Source organism: Nitrospinaceae bacterium, assembly GCA_018669005.1.
Classification (GTDB): domain Bacteria; phylum UBA8248; class UBA8248; order UBA8248; family UBA8248; genus UBA8248.
On the sequence record JABJAL010000040.1, the window covers coordinates 1 to 26605 of the forward strand.

At 53.0% G+C, this 26605-nt stretch carries 32 protein-coding genes and 1 rRNA gene; 1 reads left to right on the forward strand and 32 read right to left on the reverse strand.

The annotated features are described in order from the left end of the window. The 16 genes from HOJ95_05460 to HOJ95_05535 form a co-directional block, all read right to left on the reverse strand. Positions 1-486 (reverse strand): 16S ribosomal RNA (locus HOJ95_05460); the annotation flags it as partial. Positions 487-922: 436 nt separating this feature from the next. Then, a complete protein-coding gene (locus HOJ95_05465; GenBank protein ID MBT6394132.1) occupies positions 923-2659 on the reverse strand; it encodes an FAD-binding protein in 1737 nt (578 codons plus the stop codon). A gap of 221 nt (positions 2660-2880) precedes the next feature. Continuing rightward, positions 2881-3696: an alpha/beta hydrolase gene (locus HOJ95_05470; GenBank protein MBT6394133.1), complete on the reverse strand. Its 816-nt coding sequence runs from the start codon at positions 3694-3696 to the stop codon at positions 2881-2883. A gap of 193 nt (positions 3697-3889) precedes the next feature. Continuing rightward, the gene (locus HOJ95_05475) at positions 3890-4075 is read right to left on the reverse strand and encodes a hypothetical protein (GenBank protein ID MBT6394134.1); all 186 of its coding nucleotides are present in this window, start codon (positions 4073-4075) and stop codon (positions 3890-3892) included. 13 nt (positions 4076-4088) lie between these two features. Further along, positions 4089-4670: a hypothetical protein gene (locus HOJ95_05480; protein MBT6394135.1), complete on the reverse strand. Its 582-nt coding sequence runs from the start codon at positions 4668-4670 to the stop codon at positions 4089-4091. A gap of 142 nt (positions 4671-4812) precedes the next feature. Next, entirely contained in the window at positions 4813-5061 is a 249-nt protein-coding gene (locus HOJ95_05485; GenBank protein ID MBT6394136.1) for a hypothetical protein, read from the reverse strand. A gap of 135 nt (positions 5062-5196) precedes the next feature. Further along, the gene (locus HOJ95_05490; protein ID MBT6394137.1) at positions 5197-5448 is read right to left on the reverse strand and encodes a carboxymuconolactone decarboxylase family protein; all 252 of its coding nucleotides are present in this window, start codon (positions 5446-5448) and stop codon (positions 5197-5199) included. A gap of 21 nt (positions 5449-5469) precedes the next feature. Beyond that, entirely contained in the window at positions 5470-6069 is a 600-nt protein-coding gene (locus HOJ95_05495; GenBank protein MBT6394138.1) for a hypothetical protein, read from the reverse strand. A gap of 27 nt (positions 6070-6096) precedes the next feature. Next, a complete protein-coding gene (locus HOJ95_05500; GenBank protein MBT6394139.1) occupies positions 6097-6447 on the reverse strand; it encodes a hypothetical protein in 351 nt (116 codons plus the stop codon). A 48-nt stretch (positions 6448-6495) separates the two neighbouring features. Continuing rightward, positions 6496-6741: a hypothetical protein gene (locus HOJ95_05505; GenBank protein ID MBT6394140.1), complete on the reverse strand. Its 246-nt coding sequence runs from the start codon at positions 6739-6741 to the stop codon at positions 6496-6498. A gap of 77 nt (positions 6742-6818) precedes the next feature. After that, positions 6819-7283 carry a MarR family transcriptional regulator gene (locus HOJ95_05510; protein ID MBT6394141.1) on the reverse strand — a complete coding sequence of 155 codons (465 nt, stop codon included), beginning with the start codon at positions 7281-7283 and terminating at the stop codon, positions 6819-6821. Between the two features lie 44 nt (positions 7284-7327). After that, positions 7328-8074, reverse strand: a complete 747-nt coding sequence (locus tag HOJ95_05515; protein ID MBT6394142.1) for a hypothetical protein — start codon at positions 8072-8074, stop codon at positions 7328-7330. 78 nt (positions 8075-8152) lie between these two features. Then, positions 8153-8614 carry a selenoprotein B glycine/betaine/sarcosine/D-proline reductase gene (locus HOJ95_05520; GenBank protein ID MBT6394143.1) on the reverse strand — a complete coding sequence of 154 codons (462 nt, stop codon included), beginning with the start codon at positions 8612-8614 and terminating at the stop codon, positions 8153-8155. Positions 8615-8888: 274 nt separating this feature from the next. Beyond that, positions 8889-10256 (reverse strand): aminotransferase class III-fold pyridoxal phosphate-dependent enzyme, encoded by a 1368-nt coding sequence (locus tag HOJ95_05525; protein MBT6394144.1) that lies wholly within the window; start codon positions 10254-10256, stop codon positions 8889-8891. 34 nt (positions 10257-10290) lie between these two features. After that, positions 10291-11283: a fumarylacetoacetate hydrolase family protein gene (locus tag HOJ95_05530; protein MBT6394145.1), complete on the reverse strand. Its 993-nt coding sequence runs from the start codon at positions 11281-11283 to the stop codon at positions 10291-10293. Positions 11284-11467: 184 nt separating this feature from the next. Then, positions 11468-12283, reverse strand: a complete 816-nt coding sequence (locus tag HOJ95_05535; protein ID MBT6394146.1) for an alpha/beta hydrolase — start codon at positions 12281-12283, stop codon at positions 11468-11470. A gap of 232 nt (positions 12284-12515) precedes the next feature. Between HOJ95_05535 and HOJ95_05540 the strand changes: the two genes are divergently transcribed. Further along, positions 12516-13127, forward strand: coding sequence for a pyridoxamine 5'-phosphate oxidase family protein (locus HOJ95_05540; GenBank protein MBT6394147.1), 612 nt, complete (start codon positions 12516-12518; stop codon positions 13125-13127). Between the two features lie 21 nt (positions 13128-13148). On the opposite strand, the gene HOJ95_05545 is transcribed toward HOJ95_05540, so the two are convergent. The 16 genes from HOJ95_05545 to HOJ95_05620 all read right to left on the reverse strand — a co-directional run. After that, positions 13149-14381, reverse strand: a complete 1233-nt coding sequence (locus tag HOJ95_05545; GenBank protein ID MBT6394148.1) for a CoA transferase — start codon at positions 14379-14381, stop codon at positions 13149-13151. Positions 14382-14461: 80 nt separating this feature from the next. Beyond that, on the reverse strand, positions 14462-15082 hold the full coding sequence (locus HOJ95_05550) for a tetratricopeptide repeat protein (protein MBT6394149.1): 621 nt from the start codon (positions 15080-15082) through the stop codon (positions 14462-14464). Between the two features lie 258 nt (positions 15083-15340). Continuing rightward, complete coding sequence (locus HOJ95_05555; GenBank protein MBT6394150.1) at positions 15341-15559, reverse strand: hypothetical protein; 219 nt, start codon at positions 15557-15559, stop codon at positions 15341-15343. Between the two features lie 21 nt (positions 15560-15580). Further along, a complete protein-coding gene (locus HOJ95_05560; protein MBT6394151.1) occupies positions 15581-15880 on the reverse strand; it encodes a hypothetical protein in 300 nt (99 codons plus the stop codon). A gap of 24 nt (positions 15881-15904) precedes the next feature. Then, positions 15905-17002 (reverse strand): hypothetical protein, encoded by a 1098-nt coding sequence (locus tag HOJ95_05565; protein ID MBT6394152.1) that lies wholly within the window; start codon positions 17000-17002, stop codon positions 15905-15907. A gap of 17 nt (positions 17003-17019) precedes the next feature. Further along, positions 17020-17472: a MarR family transcriptional regulator gene (locus HOJ95_05570; protein MBT6394153.1), complete on the reverse strand. Its 453-nt coding sequence runs from the start codon at positions 17470-17472 to the stop codon at positions 17020-17022. A gap of 157 nt (positions 17473-17629) precedes the next feature. Beyond that, a complete protein-coding gene (locus HOJ95_05575; GenBank protein MBT6394154.1) occupies positions 17630-18229 on the reverse strand; it encodes a pentapeptide repeat-containing protein in 600 nt (199 codons plus the stop codon). A gap of 1 nt (position 18230) precedes the next feature. Further along, positions 18231-18863, reverse strand: a complete 633-nt coding sequence (locus tag HOJ95_05580; GenBank protein ID MBT6394155.1) for a pentapeptide repeat-containing protein — start codon at positions 18861-18863, stop codon at positions 18231-18233. A gap of 47 nt (positions 18864-18910) precedes the next feature. Then, complete coding sequence (locus HOJ95_05585; GenBank protein ID MBT6394156.1) at positions 18911-19717, reverse strand: alpha/beta fold hydrolase; 807 nt, start codon at positions 19715-19717, stop codon at positions 18911-18913. Positions 19718-19775: 58 nt separating this feature from the next. After that, on the reverse strand, positions 19776-20210 hold the full coding sequence (locus HOJ95_05590) for a response regulator (protein ID MBT6394157.1): 435 nt from the start codon (positions 20208-20210) through the stop codon (positions 19776-19778). Between the two features lie 144 nt (positions 20211-20354). Continuing rightward, positions 20355-21362, reverse strand: a complete 1008-nt coding sequence (locus HOJ95_05595) for an LLM class flavin-dependent oxidoreductase (GenBank protein MBT6394158.1) — start codon at positions 21360-21362, stop codon at positions 20355-20357. Between the two features lie 39 nt (positions 21363-21401). Then, entirely contained in the window at positions 21402-22076 is a 675-nt protein-coding gene (locus HOJ95_05600; GenBank protein MBT6394159.1) for a hypothetical protein, read from the reverse strand. Next, complete coding sequence (locus tag HOJ95_05605; GenBank protein MBT6394160.1) at positions 22076-23614, reverse strand: 2,3-bisphosphoglycerate-independent phosphoglycerate mutase; 1539 nt, start codon at positions 23612-23614, stop codon at positions 22076-22078. Before HOJ95_05605 ends, HOJ95_05600 begins: the two co-directional genes overlap by 1 nt. Before the next feature lie 90 nt (positions 23615-23704). After that, positions 23705-24586, reverse strand: coding sequence for a hypothetical protein (locus HOJ95_05610; protein MBT6394161.1), 882 nt, complete (start codon positions 24584-24586; stop codon positions 23705-23707). Positions 24587-24678: 92 nt separating this feature from the next. After that, a complete protein-coding gene (locus tag HOJ95_05615) occupies positions 24679-25641 on the reverse strand; it encodes an alcohol dehydrogenase catalytic domain-containing protein (GenBank protein MBT6394162.1) in 963 nt (320 codons plus the stop codon). 648 nt (positions 25642-26289) lie between these two features. Beyond that, a partial coding sequence (locus HOJ95_05620) for a hypothetical protein (GenBank protein ID MBT6394163.1) occupies positions 26290-26605 on the reverse strand: 316 nt, incomplete at its 5' end.

The window sequence follows — 26605 nt, forward strand, 5'->3', positions numbered from 1 at the left end:
ATAAATGGGTATTGGCCACCTATCCGTTCGTCTTTTCTAACAGAAGTTTACGACCCAAGGGCCTTCATCCTTCACGCGGCGTCGCTGCGTCAGGGTTTCCCCCATTGCGCAAAATTCCCCACTGCTGCCTCCCGTAGGAGTCTGGGCCGTGTCTCAGTCCCAGTGTGGCCGTTCACCCTCTCAGGCCGGCTATCCATCGTTGCCTTGGTGAGCCGTTACCTCACCAACAAGCTAATGGTCCGCGAGCCCATCACCAGACAGTAGCTTCCAAGGAGAGGCCACCTTTTACCACTGAATCATTAGATTCTGTGGTCTTATCCGGTATTAGCCCTTCTTTCGAAAGGTTATTCCAGATCTGGAGACAGGTTGCTCACGTGTTACTCACCCGTCCGCCACTCTACTCGCCCGAAGGCTTTCTCGTTCGACTTGCATGTGTTAGGCACGCCGCCAGCGTTCGCTCTGAGCCAGGATCAAACTCTCCAATTGATATTCATATGAAAAGAGACGCGCCGAAGCGCAAATCCGACTGGTTACCCAGACGGAATCCTCATCTCTTCTCGTTTCAATCGAGGATATTAAACTGGACCCGTTCGAAACGTTTCGTACCCTATTCAATTTTCAAAGATCAGAGCCCCTGAATCAGGGACGAAGAACTATATTATCAACAGTTAACACAACTCGTCAACCGTGAAAAACCAAATCATACCGCTTTTCCCTTGAAATTCAGGGGATTCAGCAAACCCAACCCCCAAAAACTTCAAGTCGAATCGTTCAAGCGGAGTGGGAATATAGACCTCGAAACACCATTTGTCAAAGAAAAAATCAGGATATTTCAAAATAGTTCCATGAAAATAAAAAAACCCTACAACCATTTGATTTAAAAAGAATTACATATATTCATTTAAGGGAAATATCCTAACTTCTAGGGCATCGCTGCCGTGCTAGGAGCGCTTGGGAGTGGTTTTCCCTCCTCCTCGCCCGGAACCGGTTCTTTTGACACCGAAATTTCCTTATTTTCCATCCTTAAAACGATATTACAACGCCAATTTTCACCGCCCAGCTCCGGAAAATCGAATCTGAAATGCCCACCTCGGCTTTCCTCACGCTCAAGCGCGGCCAAGGCCAGCATTCGGGCCACCTGAATCAGGTTTCCGGTCTCCATAATGCGACGGACACACTCCCATTTTTTTCTCGGCGTATCGCCCACTACAGCGGCCTCGCCATTTTCGCGCTCAAGCTCATCGAGCATCGGGAGCGCATCTTTCAGGCGAGCACCATCTCGAACCTGGCCAATGGAAACAACACCCACGTGCTGAACTTTTTTGCGAATCTCGTCCGCGTTGCCACCGCCCGCCTTCTCGGCTCGCTCCTCAAGCCACGAGAGCCTCTCGCGCCAGCCTCCGCTCTCGGGATCTGGGCGCTCCATATCTCCTGACTCGCAAGCCGCACCAATTCCCGAGCGCAGCCCAAACACATAGCTGTCCGCAAGCGCAGCGCCGCCCGTTCGGTTCGCGCCGTGAATTCCGCCCGCTGCCTCTCCGCCTGAGTAGAGACCCTCCACCGTGGTTCTCCCCCACTCGTCGATGCGTATTCCACCGAGATAGGTGTGCGGACCACTAACAACCTCAAATGGTTCTTTCGAAATATCCACACCGCAATTTTTTAACACACGCACGATGTCCGCCGTCGCCCCATTGTTCACAACATCAAACACATGGCTCGTGTCGAGATAAATGCCGTGGTTCTCCGTCCCACGGCCCTCATAAATTTCCGTTCCCACCGCACGATTCACGATGGCGCGGGTGGCACGCTCTCCCCGCTCGGGATCGTAGCGCCACATGAATCTTTCTTTGTCCTTGTTGTAGAGATATGCCCCGGCATTGATAAATCCGCTCGAATGGGGCGGATAGCCTCTGAGCCGCTCCGGGGCCGCAGTCATGAGCTGATAGTCAATGAATTCCATGTCGATCAAATCAGCCCCGGCGCGAAGGGCCATCGCGTAGCCGTCACCCGCAATGTAGGGCGGCGAGTCGTTCACCTCGTGGAGTTGGGGCGCCCCGCCTGTGGCAACAATCGTAGACCTTGCATGCACTACAACAGGTGCCCCGTCGCGATAGGAAAAACCCCAGGCACCGACAACCCGGTCGCCCTCCTTCATGAGATCGACAAACATCACGTGTGCTGACGATTCAATATTCCATTCTTTCATTTTCTTGTGGAGAGACTGCATCAGGGGCTTGCCCATCAACTTCCCGCAGTGAAGCAGACGGTCATAACGATGCGAGGCGCTGGGTTTTTGATGATAACGGCCATCCTCAAGCTGGACGAGCCCCAGGCCCCAAGCGTCCAGCTCTACAGTCCTGTCGATGGCCTCATGGCTCATGACACGCATCAGACGGCGGTTGCACAGATCGTAGCTCGCCTGGACCGAGTCCTCGAAAAGAAACTCTGGCTTATCGGCAGGATTCGAGTGTCCTATGGCAGCAGAGTAACCACCGCGAGCCATCGAAGAGCTTCCCGAGGGAAATGAAGCTTTCGTCATAATAATCGGCTTAACGCCTGAGCGCAGACTGCCTACGACTGCCATCATGCCAGCGACGCCTCCGCCTATGATCAATACATCCGTTTCGGTATGGCGCACATCCTCAGAAAAACTCATGCACTAATCCCCCTTGTCATGATGCCTCGCATCGCCCCGCCGATTGCGGGGCAGAATGAAATGATAATGATCCTAATATAACGTGGGGAAGTGGCTAGCGCTAATGGGCAGATAAAAAAATCAGAAGAAAAAAATACGCGGGGGAAGAAATATTTCTTCCCCCGCGCGGGGTGAATCTACACAATTTTTCGAACCAAGTAGAATTGGGGGTGAAATACCCTCTACTCTTCGGACTCCGCCACTTTACCCAACACAAAGGTCTCGATAGCGGCTGTGGTCTCGTCTGATGCCTCCATGCTGATCAAATGCCCCACATCGGGCATGACTTTTTTCTCCGAGCCGGAGATCTTCTCCACCAACTCATCGGCACAGGCGTGATATCCGGGCGCTTCCTTCTCCCCAACCATAATCAGGGTGCGCGCGGTTATCGAAGAGGCGGCATCGCCCAGCGAGGGGTCCTTCGGTGGCTGCTCATCGAGCCAATGCGCTCCCGTGTAGGAAAGCATCAACTGATCGATTCTCGCAGCAACTTCCTCGTCCTCAAGCGCTTGAGTGAAAAGGGGGAGCGAGAGCCACTTTTCCTTCGCCGCGCGAAGTCCCTCGCCTCGGAGCGTCGCCATGACATCGAGTCGCTGGTTGGCGAAATCTGGCAAGTGGCGATCATGATCGAAGCTCGGGCTCATTGCGAAAACCGAGGAGACCATGCCCGGATGTGCAGCAGCGAAAGACAGGGCAATGCCCGCGCCCCGGCTCAAGCCAACGAGATGCGATTTAGGCGCCCGCACGACATCGAGTAAATCTTTGAGATCCTTGACTTCCTCTTCACGTGAATAGCCCGTGATCGGCTTCTCGGACCCGCCATGCCCCCTGAGGTCGTAGGTGACGACACGGTTCGCCGCCCGAAGGGATTGTTTCTGTTTGTCCCACATCGAGCGATTCAGCGTGTTGCCGTGGATGAACACGATGGGGGGTTTGGATGAACCGAATTCGGTGTCATCAAAAGCAATTTGAATTCCATTACACACAGACTGCGCCACAGAACTTCCTCCCGCGGGATATGAATCATCCGAGGTTCACCGCCCGACGCCTCATGGGCACCGTCCCGCGAAGGCGGTCAACCTGGTGTATCGAGGTGGAATGTATACAACGAACGCCCAGGCAAGTAAAAGAGCGCAGCGATTTAATCAACAAAGAAACCGGGGGCTAGATTTCGGGAGTTGGGAGCCTTCTCTAATCCGACACGATGGGATTTTCATCCTCAGGATCAAGCGGCAGGGGCACAATTCCGCACTCACCGCAGGCAACGAGGATGCTCTCCAACGGGATTCCCCGCTCTTTTTCTGCCTCAATCCACTCCTGGAGCCTTTGGGTCAGAGCAGACTGCTCCTGGGGAGAAAGGTTATTTTGCCCGGCCATGGTGTCATACCTCCTATCTATCCGCCTTGGCGCTCACTCTTGAGGTGACACGTCCCTGTTTCGAGCGGTCCTGAATTTCGACGGTTTTGTTTTCCATGCTGAAGCTTAGATTCTGTCCGCTCTCAACGTCTCCGCTCGTTAAGCGAATGAACATCGTATTCGCCGGATAGTCGATAGAGTGAATGTCGCCCACATCGTACACCGATGAATCGCCGGGATTGATACGGTACTCTTTCGACACTTCAAGCTCTGCGTAACCCTCTTTTGAGCCGTCATCGAGTCGATTGAATTCCGTCATGTCGGTATAGCCGGTGGCATTTCCGTAAATCACCCAGTAGGGACCATGATCATGCGGCACGGCAAACCCATCTTTGTCCATGATGTGCACCATCACATTCATGTCCGTTTCCTTGTCCACGAATATGATGTGCCGCCCGGGCGGCGGGTTCTCGCCAAGGTGCTCGTTCACAAATTCAGTGTGGAGAAGAATTTTATCGAAATGTTTCTGAACCGCCAGCCTCCCGGCCTCGCCCGAGTCCGTCTTGAGCGCCCGGTTGCAGTCTGCGCAAAACTCACTAAACGTATAGGCCATCATTCATCCCCTTTGAATATTCGATTCGTTCATCATCCTTGTATTCTTCCATAAGTTTTTCTTGCTCGCCAGGCTTTTAATTTTCGGAAAATCAGAGCAAGGACTGCGGAACCTACGAGATCCACTTCCAAATTTCCAGATAACCTTACTTATTCTTAGCCCACCAACAGCTATTCATATATTCGGTAAAATCACTTTTTTCGACAACCACAGATTTGGTGAACAGACTCATCTGATCGTCACCCTCGATATCTATTTCAAGCGAATCAACAAATCGGTTCCACATGTTGAAGTAACCGGACACCAGGGTCGCTTCGACAATCTGCGCCCCGTCGTAGTGTTTTTTCATCTCCACGAGGGCTTCGGGATGCTCCTTGAATGAATATTTCGTCAAATGCTTCGCCCAGGTGATGGCAGCCTTCTCGGCATCTGTGAATAGCTCCGAATCCGCATAGGTGTCATCCCGAACCGCATCAACTTGCTCATCGGAAAGACCGCACGCTCGACCGAACGTGACGTTGTGGGCCGTTCAGTAGGCACATCCGTTAATCATGGATGTTTTGAGAATAAGTAGCGATTTGGTCCGCGCATCAAGCACATCGGTAATCTCCGCCCGGCAGAGCGAAAGCAAAAACCCGTACATCGGCTGGACCATGCGCGGGCTGGCCGCTGCCACCCGGACGGCGTTCGCCACCCGCCCGAACATCTTGCGGCTGGAGTCAAAAAGCACCCGGGCCTCGGGACCGGCCTCTTCATCGGTAAGCATAGGCAATAACGACATGTTCAAATCCTCCTGGTTGGGTTAACCGTTAACACTTGCGCCGTAAATCTTTTCGGACTGGGCCTGGCTTACTTCATTGCCCTCGGAGTCGTGCATGGGAAACGCCCCGAGGGTGCGCATGAATACCTGCATGCCGTAGTGGAGCGCGACGAAGCCGCCGAGTTCCATGATCTGCGCCTCCGAGTAATGCCTCTTTCCTTCATCATAAAATTCGGCGTTTAGTTTTCCGGGCTCCCGGTACATCAGCCAGGCATAGCGGAGCGCCCATTTTTCTGCCTCGGTGAATTGTGAATCATTCTCGAAGTCTCCGCAGCCCGCCTCGATGCGCTCCTCGGTGAGGCCATCTCCTTTGGCCTTTTCAGATCTCAAATTGGCGAAATAGGTATCCTCGGCCTTTCGGGAAAGCTGGACGCGAATAATCTCCTTGAGCTTATGGTCCACGTTCCCCTCGACATGGGACATATACATGGCGTCGTGCAAGGATTTCGCGTAGCCAGGGGCATGGGCCATGATGCGGACAAAAAGCTCGTCGGGCGCCTGAATTTCCCTGGAGCGTCTAAGTAATTTCGTAAAACCTTTTTGATCAATTTGATCTTCTGAAAGTGGTTCGACATTCGGCATTTTTAATTATCTCCTTGAAAAATTGTCCTATTCGTTTTCTGTGCCGGTAGCACGTGCCATTGGGCCCCGGAGGTGCGAGGTCGGCTTAGCGCCGTAAATGCGTCGCGACTCCTCCTGGTCCACCAGTCGGCCATCCGGCGAGAACATCGGGTAAAAATCCAATGTCCTGAAAAATGTGTGATAGCCGACATTGAACCCGATGAAACTGCCCAACTCAACAATTTCTTCATCCGAATAATGTTCTCGCAATTTTGCGTAAAACGCCTTGTCAATCTTTTCGGGCTCGAACTGCATCAACTCGCTGTACTCAAGCGCTAGCTTCTCGGCTTCGGAGAATTTGTCGCTTTTCCGGTAGTTTTCGATGCCCTCGTCGATCAACTCCTCGGTGAGACCGTCCCGCTTCGCCGAAGCGGATCGTACGTTGCCTCAGTAGTTACAATCGGCTGCCCGCGAGAGCTGCACCCGAATGATCTCCTTGAGCTTGTGGTCAACAACGCCGGTGGAGAAAACCGTACCCCAGGCGATGTACATCGCCTTCGAGAGGTCCTCGTTATGCCCTTGCATGGCATGAAATGCCGGATCGGGCGCCCGGTGCTTGAGACATTTGTTCACGAATGGGGCAAGCTTTGTTTTCTTTAAATCCTCGATATCGAGCATCGTGATATTCGGCATTGCTCTCCTCCTTTAATCTTCTGAACAGCTATTTCAAAATTCACCCGACCGGGAGGCGGGGCGGCACTAATAGAACTCTACGCTTCGAGTTTTTCCACCAGACGAAGAAGCTCTTTTTTCTCTTCGCTGGAAAGATTTTTCATGAGCCCGGCGCTTATAGCAAGAATTTCGTCATAGGTGCGCTCAAGCATATCCAGCGCCTTTTGCGTTATCCGAATCCGCTTGACCCGCCTGTCGTCACCAGTGTGCCGCTCGACCAAACCCTTTTCTTCGAGTTGATCGATCAGGCTCGTGATGTTGGCACGACTGGCAAGAACACGCCGCGCAATTTCCTGCTGGGGAAGTTCCTCCTCGACAGCCTCCAGCACACGAAGAACGTTGTACTGAAGACCAGTGAGACCCAGCGAGCGATAAAACGGGTCGGCCTCCTTGAAAAGGCGCGAGCCGTTTCGCATCAGGGCGTAGCGTGCATCTTCATCGAGACTTCGCGTGAGATTCGTTTTTGCCGGGGCTTGTAATTTTTCTGAGTCCGAAGAGACCATTATTTCCCCCGAATTATTTTGTGAGTGGATCGGTTCATTTTCACTTAACGGTGTTTGGGATCAAGCGAGGGTGAAAGCCGTGAGCCCAAGGACGCCATGTAGCGCTCATGACTCTCTTCGGGCATTTTGTGAAATTGCGCCCGGGGAACGAGCATGCGCTCGGCCAGCAAACGGAAGATTTTATCTTCGCTGGCGGCCAAAACGGGCTCAAGCGCCATGAAAACATTGCCCGCGCTGGTTTCATCCCAAAACCACTCGGCCACCTCGCGCGCACCGGGGTTTCCCGGCTGGCTTACGGCGGATTCGAAGTAGTAAGCGCGAAGATCTTCAAGCGCCAGCTTGAAAACGTCGGGGGCGCTGAGGTCGGCGCGTGGATTCTCCATCGGCGAGTCGCTTAAAAACGAAACGATGAACCTCGCAGCAACTTCAACTTCCATTCCACTCACTCCGACGGTGGTGCGCCCCCTTTTTTCCTTACCAAGGTCGTACCAGGTCCGAAGATTGGCCATCTCTTCGAGCAGACCGTCGAGATAACCCGTGGAATCCGCGTCCTCAGCCGGGCGGCTCATGGGAACCGGGCATACCCAGCTTTCCAACCCCGCCTTCGGACCAGGGGCATCATCCGGGAATTTCTCCAGAACAGGGCCCTGCTCCGCCTCAAACAAGGCGAGCGCCGCCCGAAGAACTTTCATCTGAAACTCGGGCTCGTTCGGCGCCCCAAAAGGGCGGCCGAAATCAAACGGCACCCAGAGCGCGCGGGGTGGCCTGATTTTTTCGGTATGCGGCAGCACCAAGCTGATCTGCGTGGTCGCGATGCCTTCTTCCTCGAAGTAGTGGGCAAGCCCGCCGACGGCGCGCGTGCAGTTCGGTCAGACGGGACAGAGCAGAACAGCATCCACGCCGTCATCTTTCAACAAACCCGCCACCCGTCGGGCCGAGGATTCCATCTGCTCCGGCGCTATGGCACCCATGAACGAGTAGTGGAAATCTGCCACTGAGCCGATGGCGCCCTCGCCCTCAAGCTCCTTGAGGCGGTCAATCGGAAATACAATATTTACATCTTGCTGAAATCCCGTCCGGTCGAAATTCGTGGACAGATGACTCATGAAAATATCGGAGGCGGCCAGCTCCTTCGGTAGAACCCGGTAATCGCCGGATTGCCGGGTGAAGGTATTATCCTCCAAGCGCTGCAGCCCGGCCGTTGAGACGATGGCGACGCGCCTTTGGCTCAAGGGTGGGCCGCCCGCCCACGGGCTTCCCTCGAAACTTGGCAGGGGGAAATTGGTGAGCCCGATAACCTCGGGTTCCGAGAGATTTTCCATTCGAACCATGACGGGTCTCCATTTCGAAGAGATGACCTTGATAACCTTATTGAGGAACGAGGCCCAGCATATTCGTTCAATCTCATTTTGTCAAATATAAAACAATCAAAAAATGAACTAATTTTACTTGGGCATCTACATTTCAACTCTTTATTTATCAGCAAGATAAAAAGCCCTCCCCGAAGGGAGGGCTTACACAGGTTGAAATTAATCTACTCTAGCGGCTGAAGTTAATTTGCACTGGCGGCGAATTTTAACCAGCCTCAGCGACCGGGATGCGTGATTACCCCTCGGCCTGAAATTTTTTGAGCGCCGTATCGAGGGCTGAGACGATCTTTGCCCCCTGCTCCTCGGTCAGGATCAACGGCGGGGAAATGGTAAGTGTGTTCGAGGGCCCGTCGGCGATGCCGGCGTTCTTGCCGATGAGAACACCCTCGTCCTTCACAAAGGAAAGAACTTTCGCGGTTGACTCTGTCGGGAGCGGATCACCGTTTTCATCTATTAGCTCTACACCCCAAATAAGCCCAACTCCTCGGACATCACCCACACAGGGAATGTCTTTGAGATGGCCCAGCGCCTCGCCAAGACCTTTGCCGACCTCGCGGGCGTTCTGGGGCAAATTCTCTCCCAGCATGATTTCGAGGTTTTTGAGTGCAGCGGCGCAGGAGGCGGGATGGCCGCCATAGGTGTTGATCTGCTGAAAACCTGCCTCGCCCTCGCCATTTAATACCTGGAACACTTCATCCGTCACCGCCGTTGCCCCGATGGGCAGATAGCCACTGCTCAGTCCCTTAGCCATCGTCATGATGTCGGGCTTGATGCCGTAAAGGTCCGAGGCGAATAGCTCTCCCGTGCGTCCGAACCCGGTGATCACCTCATCGATGATCATGAGCACGCCGTAGCGGGTGCACACCTCACGCATCAGCTTGAGATAGTCCGCCGGTGGCGGGATTACGCCGCCGCCGCCAATGATGGGCTCGGCGATGAAAGCGGCCACCGTGTCGGGCCCCTGGTAGCGAATCACGGCGTCCAAATCGGCCGCAAGTCGCTCGGCCAGTTCAAACTCGCTCGAATAGGCGCTTCGATAGAAATAGGGGGCCTGAAGATGAATGACGCCCGGCAAAAGAGGCTCAAACGGCGCGCGGCGGCTTGTCTGCCCGGTGAGGCTCGCGCCGCCAATTGTCCCGCCGTGATAACCCTGATAGCGGGCGATGATTTTATAGCGGCCACCCTGGCTGCGCCCCCACGAGCGGGCAATCTTGATCGCTGTGTCCACTGCCTCCGAGCCAGAGTTCACGAACCAGATGCGCTCAAGATCACCGGGCAGGATTTCAGCAAGCTTTGAGGCTAGCTTCGCTGCGGGCGGGGTTATCGAGGAGAGCGGGTAGTAGGGAAGCTCAAGCAGTTGTTGATAAGCCGCCTCGGCAACCTCTTTTCTGCCGTAGCCGATGTTCACGCACCACAGGCCGGCCATGGCGTCGAGGTATTCTCGCCCCTCTCCGTCCCAAATCGAGCAGCCATCTCCCTTGACGATTACGCCGAGCGGATTCTCGTCCAGAGTGTTGTGATTGAGAAACGGGTGCCAGACATGTGCCTTATCGAGTTCACAAAGTTCTTGAATATCAACCGCTGCCGCGGTTTCTGAATTCATGCTATTTCCCCTCTTGGTGCATCTGAGCACTCATTTAAAGAATCGTGTAGACAACTTTTCCCGCCTGTATCACATATTTCTGGCGGCCGATTTTCGAAATCTCGCCCTCAAGGACATCGCCAGGCTCAAGGAACTTACCCCACGAAGCGGCATTGCCCGCAGGCGAGCCCGTCGCGATGATATCACCCGGCCGGAGCGTCGCCACCGTTGATAGGTAGGCAATCTGCTCATCCACCTTCCATATCATATCGCCCGTCGAGGCATTCTGGCGAAGCTCGCCGTTTACCCAGAGCTTCAATCTCAACTTATGTGGGTCCACTTTTTTATCAGAAAGAAGGATATACGGCCCGGTCGGCGCAAAACCGTCGGGCGCCTTCATCGCATACCAGTCGATGAACCGCTTGTCACCTAGGGCGAGGTTGCCCCGGTCGCTCATGTCATTGATGAGCGTGTACCCGCCAACGTGGTCCATCGCCTTATCGACCGGGATATTTTTTCCACCCATTCCAATGACGATGCCAAGCTCAAGTTCGTAGTCGAGCCTTTTCATAGAGCGCGGAACGACAACAGGGTCAAAGGGGCCGCTGATTGACGTCGCGGGCTTGAGGAAACAGTACAGCGGAAGCTCTTCTTTGAAATCGTCAATTTTTTGCTTAGCCATTTCGGCGGCGTGTGCAACATAGTTGCGTGCCATGCAAAACAACGTCACCTCCGATACCGGTGGAAGCACCTCGACGTTATCCGGATCGAATACGACGGGAAAACCATCGAAAACGAAGGGCTGTTTTTTGCGTTTGAGCGCGCCCAGCGCCTTGAGGGCGGCATCGGTGATAAGGCGGGTGGATTCAAGATCACTAAGAAGCTCCTCGCATGTATCCGCCACAATTTCCTCGGCGGCCTCAAGCGCCTCCTCGGCATCAAGATCTTTGAATGAGAGCGCAAAGGCTAGAGTCAAATCGGCAATCTGCTCGCCAAACAAAACACCCACACGGGCCTCGCCCCCCAGGCTGAACGTACAAATTCGCATAAATAAAATCTCCTCTGCTGAAAATCTTGAACCAAAATTATTTTGAACGGATATACCCCATCATATCAACACTGCCCAAGGCTTGGGAGAGGAAAGAGTAGGAAAGAGGGACCCTCTTTAAAGAGAATAAAGCCTTATAGTTCAATGCCTTAAATGCACAAAAGGCACTAATTCGAATAAAATTTTATAGCCTCGATAAAAATTCAAGGATGACTTCAGCCGAGGCTTCGGGTCGCTCAGAGTAAAAATGATGTCCCGTATTCTCGATAATCGCAAGCTCGGCATTCGGAATTCGCTCGGCCAGGAGGTGCGAATTCTCCGTGGGCACCAGATAATCGTGTGACCCTGAAATAACCAGCGTCGGCACCTCGATAGCACCCACCTTGCCAGAAAGATCGAACGCCGCCATCCCTTCGGTTCTGGCCTCAAGCTCCTCGGCGCTGTGCGGAAACGCCTGCTTGTTCTGGTCGTAAAACTCGACAACCTCGGGCCTTGTCCGGATGGTCTCGGTGTGAAAAATCGTCTCAAGCGCCTCTATACGCTCCTCCTTAGTGGCGCCGGGCACCCCACCACGCTTGCGGGTCTCGCGCACCCCAGGAGGCGAATCAATTTTCTCGCCGCCCCCAAAATGGGACGATGAGACGATCAAGCTCTTGAGCCGCTCAGGGTACTGAACGCCAAATTCCTGAACAATCATCCCGCCCATCGAGGATCCCATAAGATGAACCTGCTCAAGGCCGAGGGCATTAATCAGCGATAAAACATCTTGAGCAAAACGCTTTGGGGCGCGATCACCGTCGTCATCCTCAATTCGGGTGCGCCCGCTGCCACGGTTGTCGGGCATGATAACCCGGTACTTTCCCGCGAGAAGCGGCCTTAGTTTACCCCAAACCTCGACTGTCGCCGTAAACCCGCCTACCAGTACCAGCGGCTCGCCGCTACCTTCCTCCTCATAATAAATATCGATCTTGCCCAGGCTATGTAGGCTCAGCGTTGGCACAACGGTATCTCCCTCAGTGCGGATACAGGAAATAATTTCCCAGTATTTAATATCTATATGCCGGAGAATCTCTCATAGATTAAAAGGACACTCAAAAAAACTTCATTATCAGGTAGTAGCTCCCGCGCTAGAAAGAGTTCTTGTAAGGGGTTACGCTCTTTTATACCTTCAGTCCTACATTTCCACCAAAGGAATTTTTTGGCTCCCATCTCTCATCCTGGAGAACCTGACGATGAAGACCATCACCACACTAGACGAACTCAAGGACCTTTACGGAGAGCCGGGAGCACCCTCCCTCGTAAAGGAGGTCAATCATATCACCCCCCACTACCGTGCGCTGGTCGAGGCCTCCCCCTTCGTGGCAATAGCAACCAGCGGACCCGAGGGGCTTGATTGCTCCCCCCGAGGAGATGCGCCCGGTTTTGTGCGTGTCCATGACGAGAATACGCTCATGCTCCCTGACCGGCGTGGCAACAACCGAACAGACTCGCTGCGCAATATCATCCGAGATTCACGCGTGGCGGTTCTTTTTTTGATACCCGGATCCGGCAGTATTCTCAGGGCAAATGGCCGCGCACAAATCGCCACGGACCCCGATCTTCTTGAATCTTTCATATCGAACGGAAAAACGCCGCGTTCCGTGATTGTCGTAACGGTCGAAACAATTTATTTCCAGTGCGCCAAAGCCATCGTGCGCTCGGATATGTGGAATCCCGATAAGTACATTGAGTCGGACGCCTTGCCCACCGCAGGCGAAATTCTTTCCGAGTTGAGCAATGGCTCCGTTGGCGGCGAAGAGTATGACCGTACCTGGCTTGATAGGGCCAAGAAAACCATGTGGTAATTACCACGAACACCGAACGGGCTAGATGACCCCATCCTTTTTCAACCGATCTCTGCTCTCGGCATCAATTCCCAGCAGGCCACCGAAAATGTCCTCGTTGTGCTCTCCAATTAAAGGGGCGGGGTGCTCGTAGCCACCAGGGGACTTTTCAAACTTTATTGGAAATCCTGGCGCATGCACCCCTGACACTTGGCCAAGCAAGGGATGCGGAAGCTCACCTACCATTCCGCGCTCTTTAAGATGCGGCCAGGTGAGAATATCCTGGATATTTCGCACCGGCCCGCAGATGACACCGCCTTCCCTCAAAAGACGAACCGCCTCGTCTACCTCGCGCTCCCTCGTCCATGCACCGATGATTTCGTCAATCTCCTCGTTATGCTTCAGGCGACTGGTCATATCTGCGTAACGGGCCTCCGCCAATAAATCGTCGCGTCCGATGGCGCGAAGAAGATCGTGCCAGTGGGCATCGGTGCCCGTCGCGATAACTAGCCAGCCCCCTATCGCGGCATAGGAGTTGAACGGCGACAGACGCATAATTCGGTTGCCCATCCGCTCGGGTAGACCGAGTTCCTCATAGCAATCCATCGGCTCATCGAACACCAGCGAAAAGATGCAGTCGGCCATCGAGATATCTATAAACTGCCCCTCCCCAGTTCGCTCGCGATGAAAAAGGGCGGTCATGATGCCGCCGAAGGCGAATGTGCCACCCAGACTATCGCCCAGGGCCGATCCCGCTTTAGTCGGTGGGCCGTCCGGAAAGCCGGTGAGATTCATTAAACCGGCCGCCGCCTGAATCACGGCATCGTATCCTTTGAGATCAGCATCAGGGCCGGTAGCGCCGTAGCCCGAAATCGCACAATAGATAAGATCAGGCCGCCTTTTTTTCAACGCCGGATAATCAATTCCAAGCCGGTTAGCCACACCGGGCCCAAAATTCTCGACCAGGATGTCGGACTCTTCCACGAGTCGCATAAACAACTCCCGGCCTTGCGGCTCCTTGATGTTCAAGGTGACGGATTTTTTGTTGCGGGCGCGCTTGAGATAGGCGATCCCGATGTCGTCGTCGGACTGTTTTTGAAAGGAAACGCCCTTCGAGCCAGCGTAGGGAGGGCTCTCCGCCACCGGATCGGGCCGGGCCGGATTGTTGATGCGAATAACTTCGGCCCCCAGGCCAGCGAGAAAAAGCGTGGCTTGAGGGCCGGCAAGATATTGCGTCAGGTCGAGGACCCGGATGCCTTCGAGTGGTTTAGACATGCGGCTATTTTAACCGCGTAGGCGGATATTATTCACCTACCCCAGGAATTTTTCGGGCACGGACAACCTTTTGATATGAATTAGCCCGATTTTTTGGTCTGCTGCTTGGCAAGCCTGGCCTTCATGGCGCGGGCCTCTTTCATAAATGGGGCGGCCTGCTGCCACATGCCGATCGATTGATAAAGGTTTGCCTGGCGCTTGATGGTCTGGACGATGAACATATGATCTGGGCCGAGGTTCTTTTCGTAAATGACACGCGCTTGCTTGAGAAACTTGGCGGCCTTGGCAAACTTTCCCTGTCTTCGGTAGGCGGGCGCCATCTTGTAAAGCGTGGCGGCGACATCAAGATGCTCGGGATCAGATGTTTTTTTGAGAATTGCCAGCCTTCTGACATACAATTCCTCGGCTTTTTTGTAGCGACGCGTAGCCACGTAGATAGCAGCTAAACTATCTATGCTTTCAATCACGCGGGGACTTTCAGGCTTGAGCGATTTTTCGCGGAGCGCGAGCACCTTCTCGGCAATCGGAAGCGCTTTTCTGTAATTTTTTTTACGTATTAGCTCTACCAATTGATCGTTTAATTTTTTCGCCCTAGTCAGAGATCTGCTCACAACGGGGACTTGGCTGTCTCCGCAGGAAGCAAGAACCGGAATCAAGGTCGCAAGAAAAAAAACATAAATCATTTTCGATGAAAATCGCATGACTCGAATCTCCGTCTTAATCAAATGCGAATCGCCCTTTAAGTGGGGAGAAAACTCCCTTCATTGACGCTTTTCAATGTATGGATTTTCGGCCACTAATGCGTTAGGAAATTGTTATGAAAATGATCAATTATTGACCTGGGTCACTTCAAACGAAACAAACTCGGATCGAAATTTGGAGAACTGTAGGAATTTGAAGAACTCAAGAAGACAGATATGTTGATTGCCCGTGTAGACGCCTCCGGGAAAGGGAGGCGCCTAGCCCTCCAAAATTTTTTTCACCTGCTGCACGGCGGCGGTAGCACGGGCGGCGATCTCACCGTCAGACAGAGTGGACAGGGGATGCTCGATCACGACCGGGTCGATACCCTCCATTCCCAGCGCCGCGCGCTGAACATGTGCCTCGTGCAAAAAAGTTTCAGTCACGATGACCGCCGTGGGGACGCCTAGTTGCTCAAAATGAACTCCGTCGTGCATACAGCACGATGTGCAAGAGCCTCAGTCTCCGATGGCGGTTATAACAACATCGCTCTCGGCGGCAATTCGCCCAATTAGCTCGGGCGCAGCATTTTTCGAAAAACTCTCTTTTTTGTAATACGTCACCTCCCCAAGCGCCTCACTCTCCTGGAGCAAAGAAAGCGTCTTTTCTAAAAAACGCCTACCGTTCCATTTCGTGTTATCGAGCACACCAACGCGCAGGCCTTTGAGCGAGCCAGCACGCTTTGACACCGGCCTTGGCTCGGCCTCGACCACTCCGCGTGGATCGTAAATCTGATAACTCGTTTCTAAATTGCTCATCTTTTCACCTCCTTGGAGAATAATTTACAGCAGACAAGAACCATCCACACAGACCGCGCCACCCACAGGCTCTGAGTCGTCAATCGCCCGCAAGACCGGGTTGGTCATATGCCCCCAGCCGGGGATAAACGCTGAGAAACGTCCCGCCTCGCCACCTGCCACGAACAGATGAATGCTCTCAGGCGAGGGCACGATGGGAATGCGCGCCTCGGGCTCCCGGCGGTACCACCGGGGCAGATTTCGATTGTAAATTTTGCCGTAGCGGTGCGAGAAGCTAACGTCGGCAAAGGTGTTCTTGGTGTTCATCCACAGAAAGCTCCGCACATCATGGCGCGTCCAGCCTTTTCCGGCGATGGTGGCTGCGTGCTCGGGCCCAATAACTACAGCACACGACCCACTCGAAACCGCATTGTTGTGGGCGATGGTACTCATCGCCGAGCAAATGCTCTCAAGGATTCCCTCAGGATCATCAGACACATGGTTCGTCACACTGTGAGGCGGCTCGGCTGCAATGGCGAACACCGTGCTCGCCTCGGGCGCATATCCCTTTTCAACATGATAGGGGGCCCAGGGGCTGATTTCCTCGTTCTCGGCTATACAGTAGGTGTATTTTCCCGGATGGCCGAGCGTGCTTTTGTCGAGTTCCCCCGGCCACGCCCCGCCTACATTCAAGAGCATCAACCGAACAGCGCGGCCTATAGTCGCGTTCGCCCGGTTGCCCGAACCAAATACGTTGCAGCCCGAGTTCATCCCGATTTCTTCGCGAATCGGCCCGTTCACGACTATCAGCGGCGAGGCCATATGCGTGGTCGCCTGAACACCGTTCAGGTTGAAATGCGAATCACAAAGTGCCTTTATCGCCGCGCGCACGACCGGGGCGTATTCGGGAATACAGCCCGCCATCACCGTGTTCACCGCGATGATCTCCCGCGTCAGGCTCCCCCAGCGCGGTGGCACACGGCACTCGACGAAATCCGGCTCCCCGCCCAGCGCCGCCAGCATCGCCGCCATTTTCTCAGACGTGGGCGGAACAACGGGCAGGCCGTCCGAGTAGCCCTTTTCATAATAATGCTCAATCAAATCGACATCCGCGCCAACCGTTTCGGTTGCTGTCTCTGTCATGGCTCATCTCCTTGAGGCTATCGGCTATCGCGCCGTCCCAGCTTTTTGCACAACCGGCGAAGCTCATCTTGCTCGGCAGCAGTGAGCCCGGCCATCTCATCTCGTATTGCGGCCACCCGTCTGGGCAAAAGCTCGCGTATCGTTTTTCTTCCCTTACCCGTAAGACTGACCGCCACCCGGCGGCGATCAGTCTCACTCCGCCTCCGGCGGACCATTCCCGCCCGCTCAAGATTGTCCACCACCATGGTGACGTTTCCGCTAGTTTTGTAAATCTTCTCGCCCAGTTCGCGCTGAGAAAGCGGCCCCAGGTGATAAAGCGCGTCCAGGGTGCTGAACTGGCTCTGGGTGATGGCGAGTCCGGAGAACTGGCCATTCAAACGACCCATCACCGACTCGCCCGCGCGCACAAGGTTAATCAACGCGCTCAGCGCACGCGTCTCCCCCTTTGCCCCCTCATAGCGGCTACCCATAACACCCTCAAGAATTAATCCAAACAGATGACAAGCAAAATAGCGGTCGAATACTTAGCAAACATTAATTTACTTAACATTAAGTTATATTTAAACACTACTCCTGTCAAGGAATTTATCTACACTTAAATAGTTTGTGGTCGGATCAAAATTTATTTCAGGAAGAATCGGGAAGCGAAGGTTCATATCCCCTCGCCCCCTCAAGTGTGGCGCGGGTTAGATTGGCGCCCTCAAGGTTGGCCCCAGTCAAATCTGCATTGTCCAGATGCGCACCCTGTAGGTTGGCCCTGGCAAGACACGCGCCCTTTAGGCATGCCCCCTCAAGCTTTCCCGCCCTAAGCATCGCCCCCTCAAGATTTGCGCCTGTGAGATCCGCACCTTTGAGATCCACGCCCATCAGCCAGGCGCCTCCAAGGTCCGCGCCGCCAAGGTCCGCACCCGAGAGTTCTGCGCCCTGAAAATCAGTTTTTTTAAGATTCGCTTCCCGAAGATTCGCGCCTGGGAGTGCCGCTCGCTTTAAAAATGCGCCCGCAAGATCGGCCCCTGCCAGATTACAACCGCCAAGCTCGGCACGGCTCCCCTTCTCGGTTCCGCTCTCAACCCATTCGGCATGGGCCTCCAGAATTTCGCTCATCTCAATTTGGGAAGGTTCGAGTACTGAAGGAGCGACACCAGGAGCTGTTTCCGTAGGTCTCTTATAAAGCCTTCTCGCCTCGCGAGGCAACAAACGAAGAATCATCTGATAAAGGCGACCCATGTCATGCCTTCTCTTCACTTGGAGGCTGAGCCTTTTCGTCAGAAGGAGGGATATCACCCATTTCCGCCCCTTCCATTTGCGCATCTGTGAAATCGGCACCTCTCAGATCGGCTCCCTGGAGTTTGCTGCCTTTCATGTCCGCCCCGCGAAGATCGGCATCCCCAAGATTGGTCCCTTGAAGGTCAGCCATGAAAAAACTCGCCCCCTTTGCAGATATTGAATGAAGATTGGAACCACTGAAATTCGACTGAAACAAATCGGCATCGGCAAGATTCGCACCAGAGAGATCTGCGCCGCTCAGGTTCGCCCATTGGACGTTGGCATTTCGAAGATCGGCACAGGAAAGATCGGCGCGCTCAAGACGGGCCATGAATAAATTTGAAAATCGAAGGGGCGCTCCCTTTAAATCTGCCTTTACACCCTCCCTGCCGCCAGAGTCGAGCCATTTCGAATGCGCCTCGATACGGCGGGCAAGTTCGTCCTCGGGGAGCGCTCCAGCGCTCGGCGGCGCCATGGGTAGCGCCGGCGGCGAGCCGCCAAACGGGCTCGGCGGGGGCGGCCCCACCTTACCAGGTCCATTGGTGGCCTTTGCATTCGGTTTTTCCGGAAAAAACCATTTAAAAATTCTGTTCATGTGACAGAGGATGCCTTTATTCTGAATTTATTGGGGAACATAACATTTTAATTTGGCCGAATGATTTCTTGCAGAAAATCAAGACAAAGCCGGGCAAATTTCTCAGGGGTTTCAATGAGGGCGACATGGCCCGAGCCTTCCATGACGATCATGCGCGAGCCCTCGATTCGTGAATGAATCTCCTCGGCATGGTGCGTCTCAATTATAAGATCAAGTTTTGAGGCAGTCACCAGGGAGGGCACTTTAATCTGCTGGAGCCGATCAAGGGTGTCTCCATGAAGCGTGGCCTCAAGCTGGCCGACCCAACCCTGTTGGGGCCCCGAATGACTCGCCAACCACTTACATTTTTCTTTCATCTCATCGGCATGTGCATCGTAGTAGGCATGCGAATAGAGGCCTAGCAGGCTGAACTCGGCAAGGGTTTCCATGTCGCCGCGCTCGGCAATCCGTTTTCGGGTCGCTTGGAAATCACCCAGCCGGGCGCAGTTTCTGGCCCAAGTGTGATGAAGCCCGAGGCTTAAAACGCGCTCCGGATGGCGAAGGCAAAGCTCTTGTGAGATGTGGCCACCCATGGAAAAACCCGTTACGTGCGCTTTCTCAATCCCCGCCGCATCCAGAATGGCCACAGCGTCGTCCGCCATATCAGCCAGGCTGTACCCCGGGGGTGGCGCGCTGCTGTCCCCGACACCACGATTATCGAAAACCACACAACGAAATCCGCGCTCAAAGAAAGGAAGTTGTCCCGACCAGAAGGTTCGGTCGTGGCCGGTGCCGCTAACAAGAAGAAGCGGGGGACCCTCGCCGGTGATTTCATAGCGAAGTTCGACGCCCCCCAGCGCTTTTGCGACAGGCATCAGGCCTACTCCTTTGAGCTAAAAAGAAATATTGAACAGAAACAGGAGAGACGGGACGCTATACTTTGCGATAAACAACGGCGGTTTTCGATTGTTGTTTAGGAGCAACTTCTTTGCCCATTAGTTTGTATAGCTTGCCTTCGAAATCGACCTGCGAGCAGGGCAGAACGACAAAATCGTTAACGCCGACCTGGTGAGCCCGGACAACGTCCTCCTTGGTGGGTGTGGACATCAGAAGAAGAATCTTGATGTGCGGCCCGAATTCGTTGCGCATTTCCTCAACAGTATCGAAAGCCTCATCAAAATTTCCATCGAGAAGGAAAATGTCCCACTTTTTCGCATGGGCTCGAATATCGGCAACGGCTTCCTTAACAACAGTGTTGGTTCCGACCGTCTTGATGTCGCATCCACGCAGAAGATCACGAACGATGCGAATCATAAATTCTTCTCTGGCCGCGAATATTACACTCGGGGTCTTATCTCCCGTCGCCATCTGCCGCTGTCTCCTTATTGGGCAAGTTGAAACTTCCGTAATTCTATTTTTAATTTCGGAATTTTATCAACCTGCTTTTTAAGAACAGAGTATTCGTTATCCGCTTACCACTCAGCCCCAAGCTAAATAATTGAAAATATTGGCCTATAATGCCTTCAGGGCAGGAAGGATTTCCTCTCCTGCCAGTTGGAGCCGGTATGGCTTTTTATCCACATTCGGGATTGTCAGGAGAATTCGCCGAACCCCGGCATCGATGTAGGCTTTGAGACGACCGGCGCAATCCTCCGGCGTTCCCGCAATAACACCCGAATCAGGCACCACAGCAAAATTTTTTCTTTCAGCGTCGGCATCGGAAGCAATTTTCTCGGGTATGAGCATGAGCATGACCGAGGGCTGAAGACTATTCGGATCGCCACCTGCCGCACGGCGAATTTCGGCCAACTGAGGAATGCGCTCTTTAAATCGCTCGGGGGGCCACCAGCGGGAGTTAAATCCGTCAGCATGCCTTGCCGCCGTGGCGAGAAGTTTATCGCCTTCCCCGCCAATCCAGATCGGAGGCGTAGGTTTTTGTAGCGGCGGCGGATCGCAGTAAGCATTTCTAATTTTAAAATACTTGCCCTCGAAATTCGGTTCAGGATCGGTCCACATCCGGCGGATAAGCTGTACGGCCTCTTCAAGCTGTGCGATTCGCTCAGAGGCTTTTGGAAATGGGTAATCATAGGAGTCGTATTCGGGCTTGAGCCACCCGGCGCCAATGCCAAATTCGAGACGGCCACCGCTAATCACATCAAGCGTTGCCGCCATGCGCCCTAAGAGGGCGGGATTTCGGTATCCCACATCGTTCACCAGATGCCCGAGTCGAATAGTTTTTGTATCGCGTGCGAGGGCCGATATCGCCACCCAGCTATCGAGCAAGGGAAGTGTCGCCGGGCCGGGGTCTCCACCGGACTCATCGGCATTTGGATCGCCCTTGCCCGACATTTCAGCGTAGGCCTTGGGGTTGACCGAGAAAAAATGATCGCACTGCCAGACAGAATGGAAACCAAGCCGCTCGGCCTCCAGCGCGGCCTCCAGCATTTTGTCGTAGTTACCGATGAATAACCCTCTGACGGTGAGGGAGAGGATCAGGCCCAGTTCAACGGGCGGCGCCATGTGGTTCTCCTTTTAAATATAAAATGAGAGCGAATCGGCTTAATAAAGTTGTGGCCCCTCGCCCGGCCCCCAGAAAAACGGATCGATAAGATATCCTTCGAGCTTGATTTCGGCGACGGGCACAAGTTCTTGCGCTTCTTTGAGTCGGTGTATGGTCCTTAAATGCACAAGCGCTTCCCAGTAAAGATGCCGGAGCATTCCGGCGAGCGAGAAGGTAAACGCGGTTTCATCTTCAGATTCTTGATCCAGACCATCCATGTGAAACGTCGCGACGTAGGCCCAGAAATGGCAGACCGGCAGGTCAGTTTTTCCCATCATCATTTCAGGCTTGAAAGCTCTTTTGAGAGTTAGCGTGTTCATTTCCTCTTCGCTCTTTTCTTCCGCAATGCGAGCGGCCAGAACGAGAGCTTCGTCGAACTTAGGCAATAAATCCTCAAGGCGCCAGAATTTTTCCTCATCCAACCGACGGTCGTAGACACCTGCTTTGGAGAAATCCACCGGGTCGGTCGGAGGGTTATCAGGCCAGAGAATTTTTCCCCATGACTTGGACAACCAAAAAAAATAGGCGAGCGAGACATGGCTTACCTGGCGGCGAATGCTCCACTGGGACCATTCCTCATCGGGATTGTCCCAATCGAGTTCGGCATCGGTGAGCCCGGCGACTTCATCGTGAAACATTTTCTTTAACCGATCAAAATCGGCAGAGTCTACCATCAGAGAATCCTCAAATCCTTGCCTGTCATTTCAGGCGGTTGCGCGACACCCATTAGGCCGAGCAGAGTTGGCGCCACGTCGCAGAGCGCGCCGCCTGCTCGTAGCGGACCCTCAAAACCGGGCGCGATGACGATGCACGGGGTGTCGTTGAGTGAGTGTGCCGTATGGGGGCAATTGTTTTCATCGTCCCACATGTGTTCACAGTTGCCGTGATCAGCCGTGACAACAGCGGCGCCACCTGCGTGCTCAATCGCCTCTAGTATGCGGCCCAGGCATGCGTCGGTCGTCTCGACCGCGGTGATAGCTGCGGCCTCCACCCCAGTGTGGCCCACCATATCTGGATTAGCCAAATTCAAGACTATCGCATCGTATTTACCTGATTCGATAGCCTTATGTGCGACATGTTGCACTGAAGCGGCACTCATCTCAGGCTGGAGGTCGTAGGTCGCCACCTTGGGCGAGGGCACCATTTCACGCCGCTCGCCGGGAGGTGGCTCCTCCTCTCCCCCGTTGAAGAAGTAGGTGACGTGCGGGTATTTCTCGGTCTCCGCGACCCGGAGCGAGTTTTTCCCCGCCGCCGCCAGAGCGTGGGAAAAAAGCCCCCTCATCTCGACCGGCGGGAAAGCCACCGGCAGCCCGAGAGATTCATCGTACTCGGTCATGCAAGCATAATGCACATGGGGGCAAGACTTTCTCTCAAATCCATCGAAGGCATCATCAGTCAAAGCTCGGGAAATCTGACGGGCACGATCAGAGCGAAAATTAAAACAAATAACGGCGTCGCCATCTCTTATCAAGGCAGCGGACTCTCCTCCATTATGTACAACATGTGGCTCTATAAATTCGTCCGTCACATCCTTTGCATATGACTCTCGAATCGCCGATAGCGCACTCGGACACGAAATCCCCTCGCCAAGAACCATCGCGTCATAGGCGCGTTTCGTTCTCTCCCAGCGCTGGTCGCGATCCATCGCGTAGTAGCGACCAGATACCGTGGCTATCTCGGCTCCGGCCTCACGCTTGAGATCGGCTTCAAATTTTTCTAGGTACTTGAGTCCGCCGCAAGGCGGCGTATCCCGTCCATCCATATAGGCATGGACCCAAATTTTTTCGGCTCCCGCCTTGTGGGCCAGGCGGGCTACAACAACGGCATGGTCCTGGTGGCTGTGAACCCCCCCGTCAGACACCAAGCCAATAATATGAACTGCACCACCGTGCGAATTGGCGGCTCTAATTACTCCAAGCAGGGCGTTATTTTCCATGAACTCGCCATTCTCGATGGCTTTAGCGACGCGTACGATATCCTGGTTAACAACCCGGCCCGCTCCAAGATTGAGGTGTCCTACCTCTGAGTTTCCCATCTGGCCATCTGGAAGACCCACCGCTAATCCCGAAGTGCGAAGGAGTGTGTTGGGACGGTTTTTGAGTAATGCATCCATCGTAGGAGTACGGGCAAGCGCTACCGCGTTATGGACGGACGACTCCCTATACCCCCAACCATCCAGAACGATCAAAGCTGCAGGCCTGGGAAAACTCAATTATTCAAATCCACTTGAATTAAAGTATAAGAATTTTTCAAATTTATATTTCAATCCTTCAATTTTCGAAAACGAATCTTTTTACAACGATTATCGATAGTAAGGAACTCGCAAAAAACGGAAAAGTTTTTTATCCCAACGCCAATGCTCTTCAAACGAAACTGTTCGAACCGACTGACGGGCAATCCCTTTTCTAGGCTTTATTCGGCTTTTCATTTCACGACTCCCACTGAGGACAATGGTCGCCGGACTACCATTCCCGTCGAACTTCAATTTCATTTTAGCCTTCAATTTTTCATTACGAATAACCGTTTGTTTTTTCGCTTTATCTTTCTCAGGGGGCCATGAAAATTCTCCGCTCAATCTACCAAACCACACCAGTGAAAATTGCCGATTTTTATTCGGCTTGATAATACGGACAGAATCAACCAAACGTCCCGCACGATCATCACGTGCAAAAATAATTAATTCCTCTTCACCGTCACCAGTCAAATCCACCATTTGAAAAGTAATTTTTTTCTTGTGGCTAATTTCATTGAACGAGGAGAGGGGTGTACGACCACGCTTTTCATCATCCACCAGACAAAAAGTTGTGTAAAACACTTCGCCCGGATCCGAATGAACTACAATGAGTGTTTCGTCTTCTGGATCGCTGTCCATATTCACGGGAATAAAATCCGCCCGAATAGCATATCTTTCAAGATGACCGGAAGACAGATACCAAGGCCATTCAATTTCAGAGTAAGGGCAGTTTTCAAATCCTTCAATCTGCCGAGCTCGATTACTAGAAAAAAATTTACGGACAATTCTCCAATCCGAAGGACGCGAGAGTTTCTTGAGGTGGCTAATGAGTCTAGCTTGTCTTCGTTCCGCCGGAGTTCGGTTTTGATCTACCGAAGCTGCCCACGAGATCGATACGAGAAAAATTAAAAAAAATGCCCATAGGGCAGTAATGGCAGGATGCCGGGACATTTCCTAAATCCTTTTCGTTGACTCTTCGCAAACTTAAAGGGCGTGCTTCTCAGGGGCGAATCCTCAGATTCTGCATCCGGTGCCACCACGCCTTAGGGCGAAATGATTACTTTCAATGTACCCTTTTTTTGAGCTCTTTCAAGGGCTTGAACGCCTTCAGACAAAGAGAAGCGAGCGTCTATCATCGGAGCGATGCGAAACATACTTTCGGATAATGCCTTCAGGGCAGGCGGAAATGGACCGCATCTTGAACCAATAACCGAAATTTCGTTGATTACTAGTGGCGCAAGATGAACCATGGATGGTTCTGCGACGGTACTTTTCAATATCAATGATCCACGGGGCGCGAGCAGAGATAGAGCCATTTCAAATCCATCTTTTGAACCAGTCGCCTCGACAACGGCAGGCCACCCCTCATTTGAGGGTGCTAAAAGGTTGCTCGATTCTGTTACGGTAGTTATTCCCACTCCTTCCAAAATGGCGAGTTTGCGAGAATGTCGCCCAAGAATAGTCACAGAGGCTCCGGCTGCCTTTAGCACTTGCGCCTGCAGAAGACCGAGCCGTCCGTCTCCCATAACGAGGACATGCCCACCTGAGAGTTCAGGGCATTGCTCAAGCACCTCAAAGCATGCCGCAATAGGCTCAGTGAAAACAGCTACCTCATCATCAATATGATCAGGGACAACATACAAATTCTTGGAAGGGAGGGAAAGAAATTCCGCGAACGCGCCTTGCCGACCTAGAATGCCTAAAACACTTCGATTCGGACAGTGCCTCTCAAGGCCATCTTTACATGCGGGGCAGTGACCACATCCACAATTAATTTCGCCCACTACACGGCGACCGATAAGGGGATGGTTTTCCGGCGCGCAAACCTCCCCCACGAACTCATGCCCAAGAATGCCATTGAATTTCATGTACCCGCGGGTTATCTCGATATCTGTCGAACAAACACCCGCCGAGCGAACACGCACTAGTGCTTCACCTGGTTCCAAATCAGGAACAGGTACATCCCGAATCGAAATTTCAGATTCCTCAAACCAAAGAGCTAACAATAGTTGGACTCCCGCAGCACGGGAAATAGATTAAAAATTGATGGGATGAGAAAAAAGGATTTACTACAAGTCAGAATTCTCGCAAGACTTAAAAATGGGGCAACGCCGATATGTCGCCTGACAAAGCTCACGTTGCCTTTGTGCGGGAACAAGCGAAAAAGGAAGGGTAATCGTTCGGAGTAATTTTTTTTCACGCGACTCCTCTCCATAACAAACATTGGTCGCAGAGGGATAATCGATTACTTTACTCCGATTTTTTCGGCCACCCAAGAAAGGACAGTATTTGGTCGTTTCGCTTAAACTCTTAGGAGTGCTAAGGCTTTTAGCCCCCCCTCCGTTCCCCTTGAGAACGGAACTCTTTCCTTGAGTGCCTTTGGAGAATTGTTCTGAAGATTTAGCCGCTACAAATGAAATTTTATCAGTATCGGAGGTCTGATTGCTTGAGGGCGAAGATACCCTTTTGGGAGGGAGAACGCCTCCATCACCTTTATTTTTTACCAAATCAACCATCCGAACCATTGGAATTCCCATCCCTTTCTAATACCTATACAAACTCACGCTACTCAACATAGGATAATTCATATTCCTAAAATAATCAAGTTTGTGCATAAAATTAAATGTAACTATGAGGTAAATTCAAATACGTTTTTATGGATTTCGATTTTGGGCCTTGGGTACCTTGGCGTGAGAATTACCCTTTGCGTGGCGGGCGATATGCGGCTGAATTTGACGGGCAGTTAAGCGAAGAACTTCAACGACAGAACTCTTCGTTTTTTTCAGTGTCTTAATGGCAAGTTGTAGAACCTCATCGTCATCCCCGAATGAAGGATCATCAATTCTCTTCGGTATTTGAGGCGATTTGCTTTTGGTGGACGATTTAGCGCGGTTTTCTTTCTTGGGTTTCGGAGCAGGGCCAACCTCAATATCAGGCTGAATCCCAATTCCGTGAATCTCGACACCAAGC

Bases quoted from the DNA above. Each gene is read 5' to 3' on its own strand.
- HOJ95_05465 (MBT6394132.1), bottom strand. From the start codon at position 2,659: ATGAGTTTTTCTGAGGATGTGCGCCATACCGAAACGGATGTATTGATC.
- HOJ95_05475 (MBT6394134.1), bottom strand. From the start codon at position 4,075: ATGGCCGGGCAAAATAACCTTTCTCCCCAGGAGCAGTCTGCTCTGACC.
- HOJ95_05480 (MBT6394135.1), bottom strand. From the start codon at position 4,670: ATGATGGCCTATACGTTTAGTGAGTTTTGCGCAGACTGCAACCGGGCG.
- HOJ95_05490 (MBT6394137.1), bottom strand. From the start codon at position 5,448: ATGTCGTTATTGCCTATGCTTACCGATGAAGAGGCCGGTCCCGAGGCC.
- HOJ95_05495 (MBT6394138.1), bottom strand. From the start codon at position 6,069: ATGCCGAATGTCGAACCACTTTCAGAAGATCAAATTGATCAAAAAGGT.
- HOJ95_05505 (MBT6394140.1), bottom strand. From the start codon at position 6,741: ATGCCGAATATCACGATGCTCGATATCGAGGATTTAAAGAAAACAAAG.
- HOJ95_05510 (MBT6394141.1), bottom strand. From the start codon at position 7,283: ATGGTCTCTTCGGACTCAGAAAAATTACAAGCCCCGGCAAAAACGAAT.
- HOJ95_05520 (MBT6394143.1), bottom strand. From the start codon at position 8,614: ATGGTTCGAATGGAAAATCTCTCGGAACCCGAGGTTATCGGGCTCACC.
- HOJ95_05525 (MBT6394144.1), bottom strand. From the start codon at position 10,256: ATGAATTCAGAAACCGCGGCAGCGGTTGATATTCAAGAACTTTGTGAA.
- HOJ95_05530 (MBT6394145.1), bottom strand. From the start codon at position 11,283: ATGCGAATTTGTACGTTCAGCCTGGGGGGCGAGGCCCGTGTGGGTGTT.
- HOJ95_05540 (MBT6394147.1), top strand. From the start codon at position 12,516: ATGAAGACCATCACCACACTAGACGAACTCAAGGACCTTTACGGAGAG.
- HOJ95_05545 (MBT6394148.1), bottom strand. From the start codon at position 14,381: ATGTCTAAACCACTCGAAGGCATCCGGGTCCTCGACCTGACGCAATAT.
- HOJ95_05550 (MBT6394149.1), bottom strand. From the start codon at position 15,082: ATGCGATTTTCATCGAAAATGATTTATGTTTTTTTTCTTGCGACCTTG.
- HOJ95_05555 (MBT6394150.1), bottom strand. From the start codon at position 15,559: ATGCACGACGGAGTTCATTTTGAGCAACTAGGCGTCCCCACGGCGGTC.
- HOJ95_05560 (MBT6394151.1), bottom strand. From the start codon at position 15,880: ATGAGCAATTTAGAAACGAGTTATCAGATTTACGATCCACGCGGAGTG.
- HOJ95_05565 (MBT6394152.1), bottom strand. From the start codon at position 17,002: ATGACAGAGACAGCAACCGAAACGGTTGGCGCGGATGTCGATTTGATT.
- HOJ95_05570 (MBT6394153.1), bottom strand. From the start codon at position 17,472: ATGGGTAGCCGCTATGAGGGGGCAAAGGGGGAGACGCGTGCGCTGAGC.
- HOJ95_05575 (MBT6394154.1), bottom strand. From the start codon at position 18,229: ATGGGTCGCCTTTATCAGATGATTCTTCGTTTGTTGCCTCGCGAGGCG.
- HOJ95_05580 (MBT6394155.1), bottom strand. From the start codon at position 18,863: ATGAACAGAATTTTTAAATGGTTTTTTCCGGAAAAACCGAATGCAAAG.
- HOJ95_05585 (MBT6394156.1), bottom strand. From the start codon at position 19,717: ATGCCTGTCGCAAAAGCGCTGGGGGGCGTCGAACTTCGCTATGAAATC.
- HOJ95_05590 (MBT6394157.1), bottom strand. From the start codon at position 20,210: ATGGCGACGGGAGATAAGACCCCGAGTGTAATATTCGCGGCCAGAGAA.
- HOJ95_05595 (MBT6394158.1), bottom strand. From the start codon at position 21,362: ATGGCGCCGCCCGTTGAACTGGGCCTGATCCTCTCCCTCACCGTCAGA.
- HOJ95_05600 (MBT6394159.1), bottom strand. From the start codon at position 22,076: ATGGTAGACTCTGCCGATTTTGATCGGTTAAAGAAAATGTTTCACGAT.
- HOJ95_05610 (MBT6394161.1), bottom strand. From the start codon at position 24,586: ATGTCCCGGCATCCTGCCATTACTGCCCTATGGGCATTTTTTTTAATT.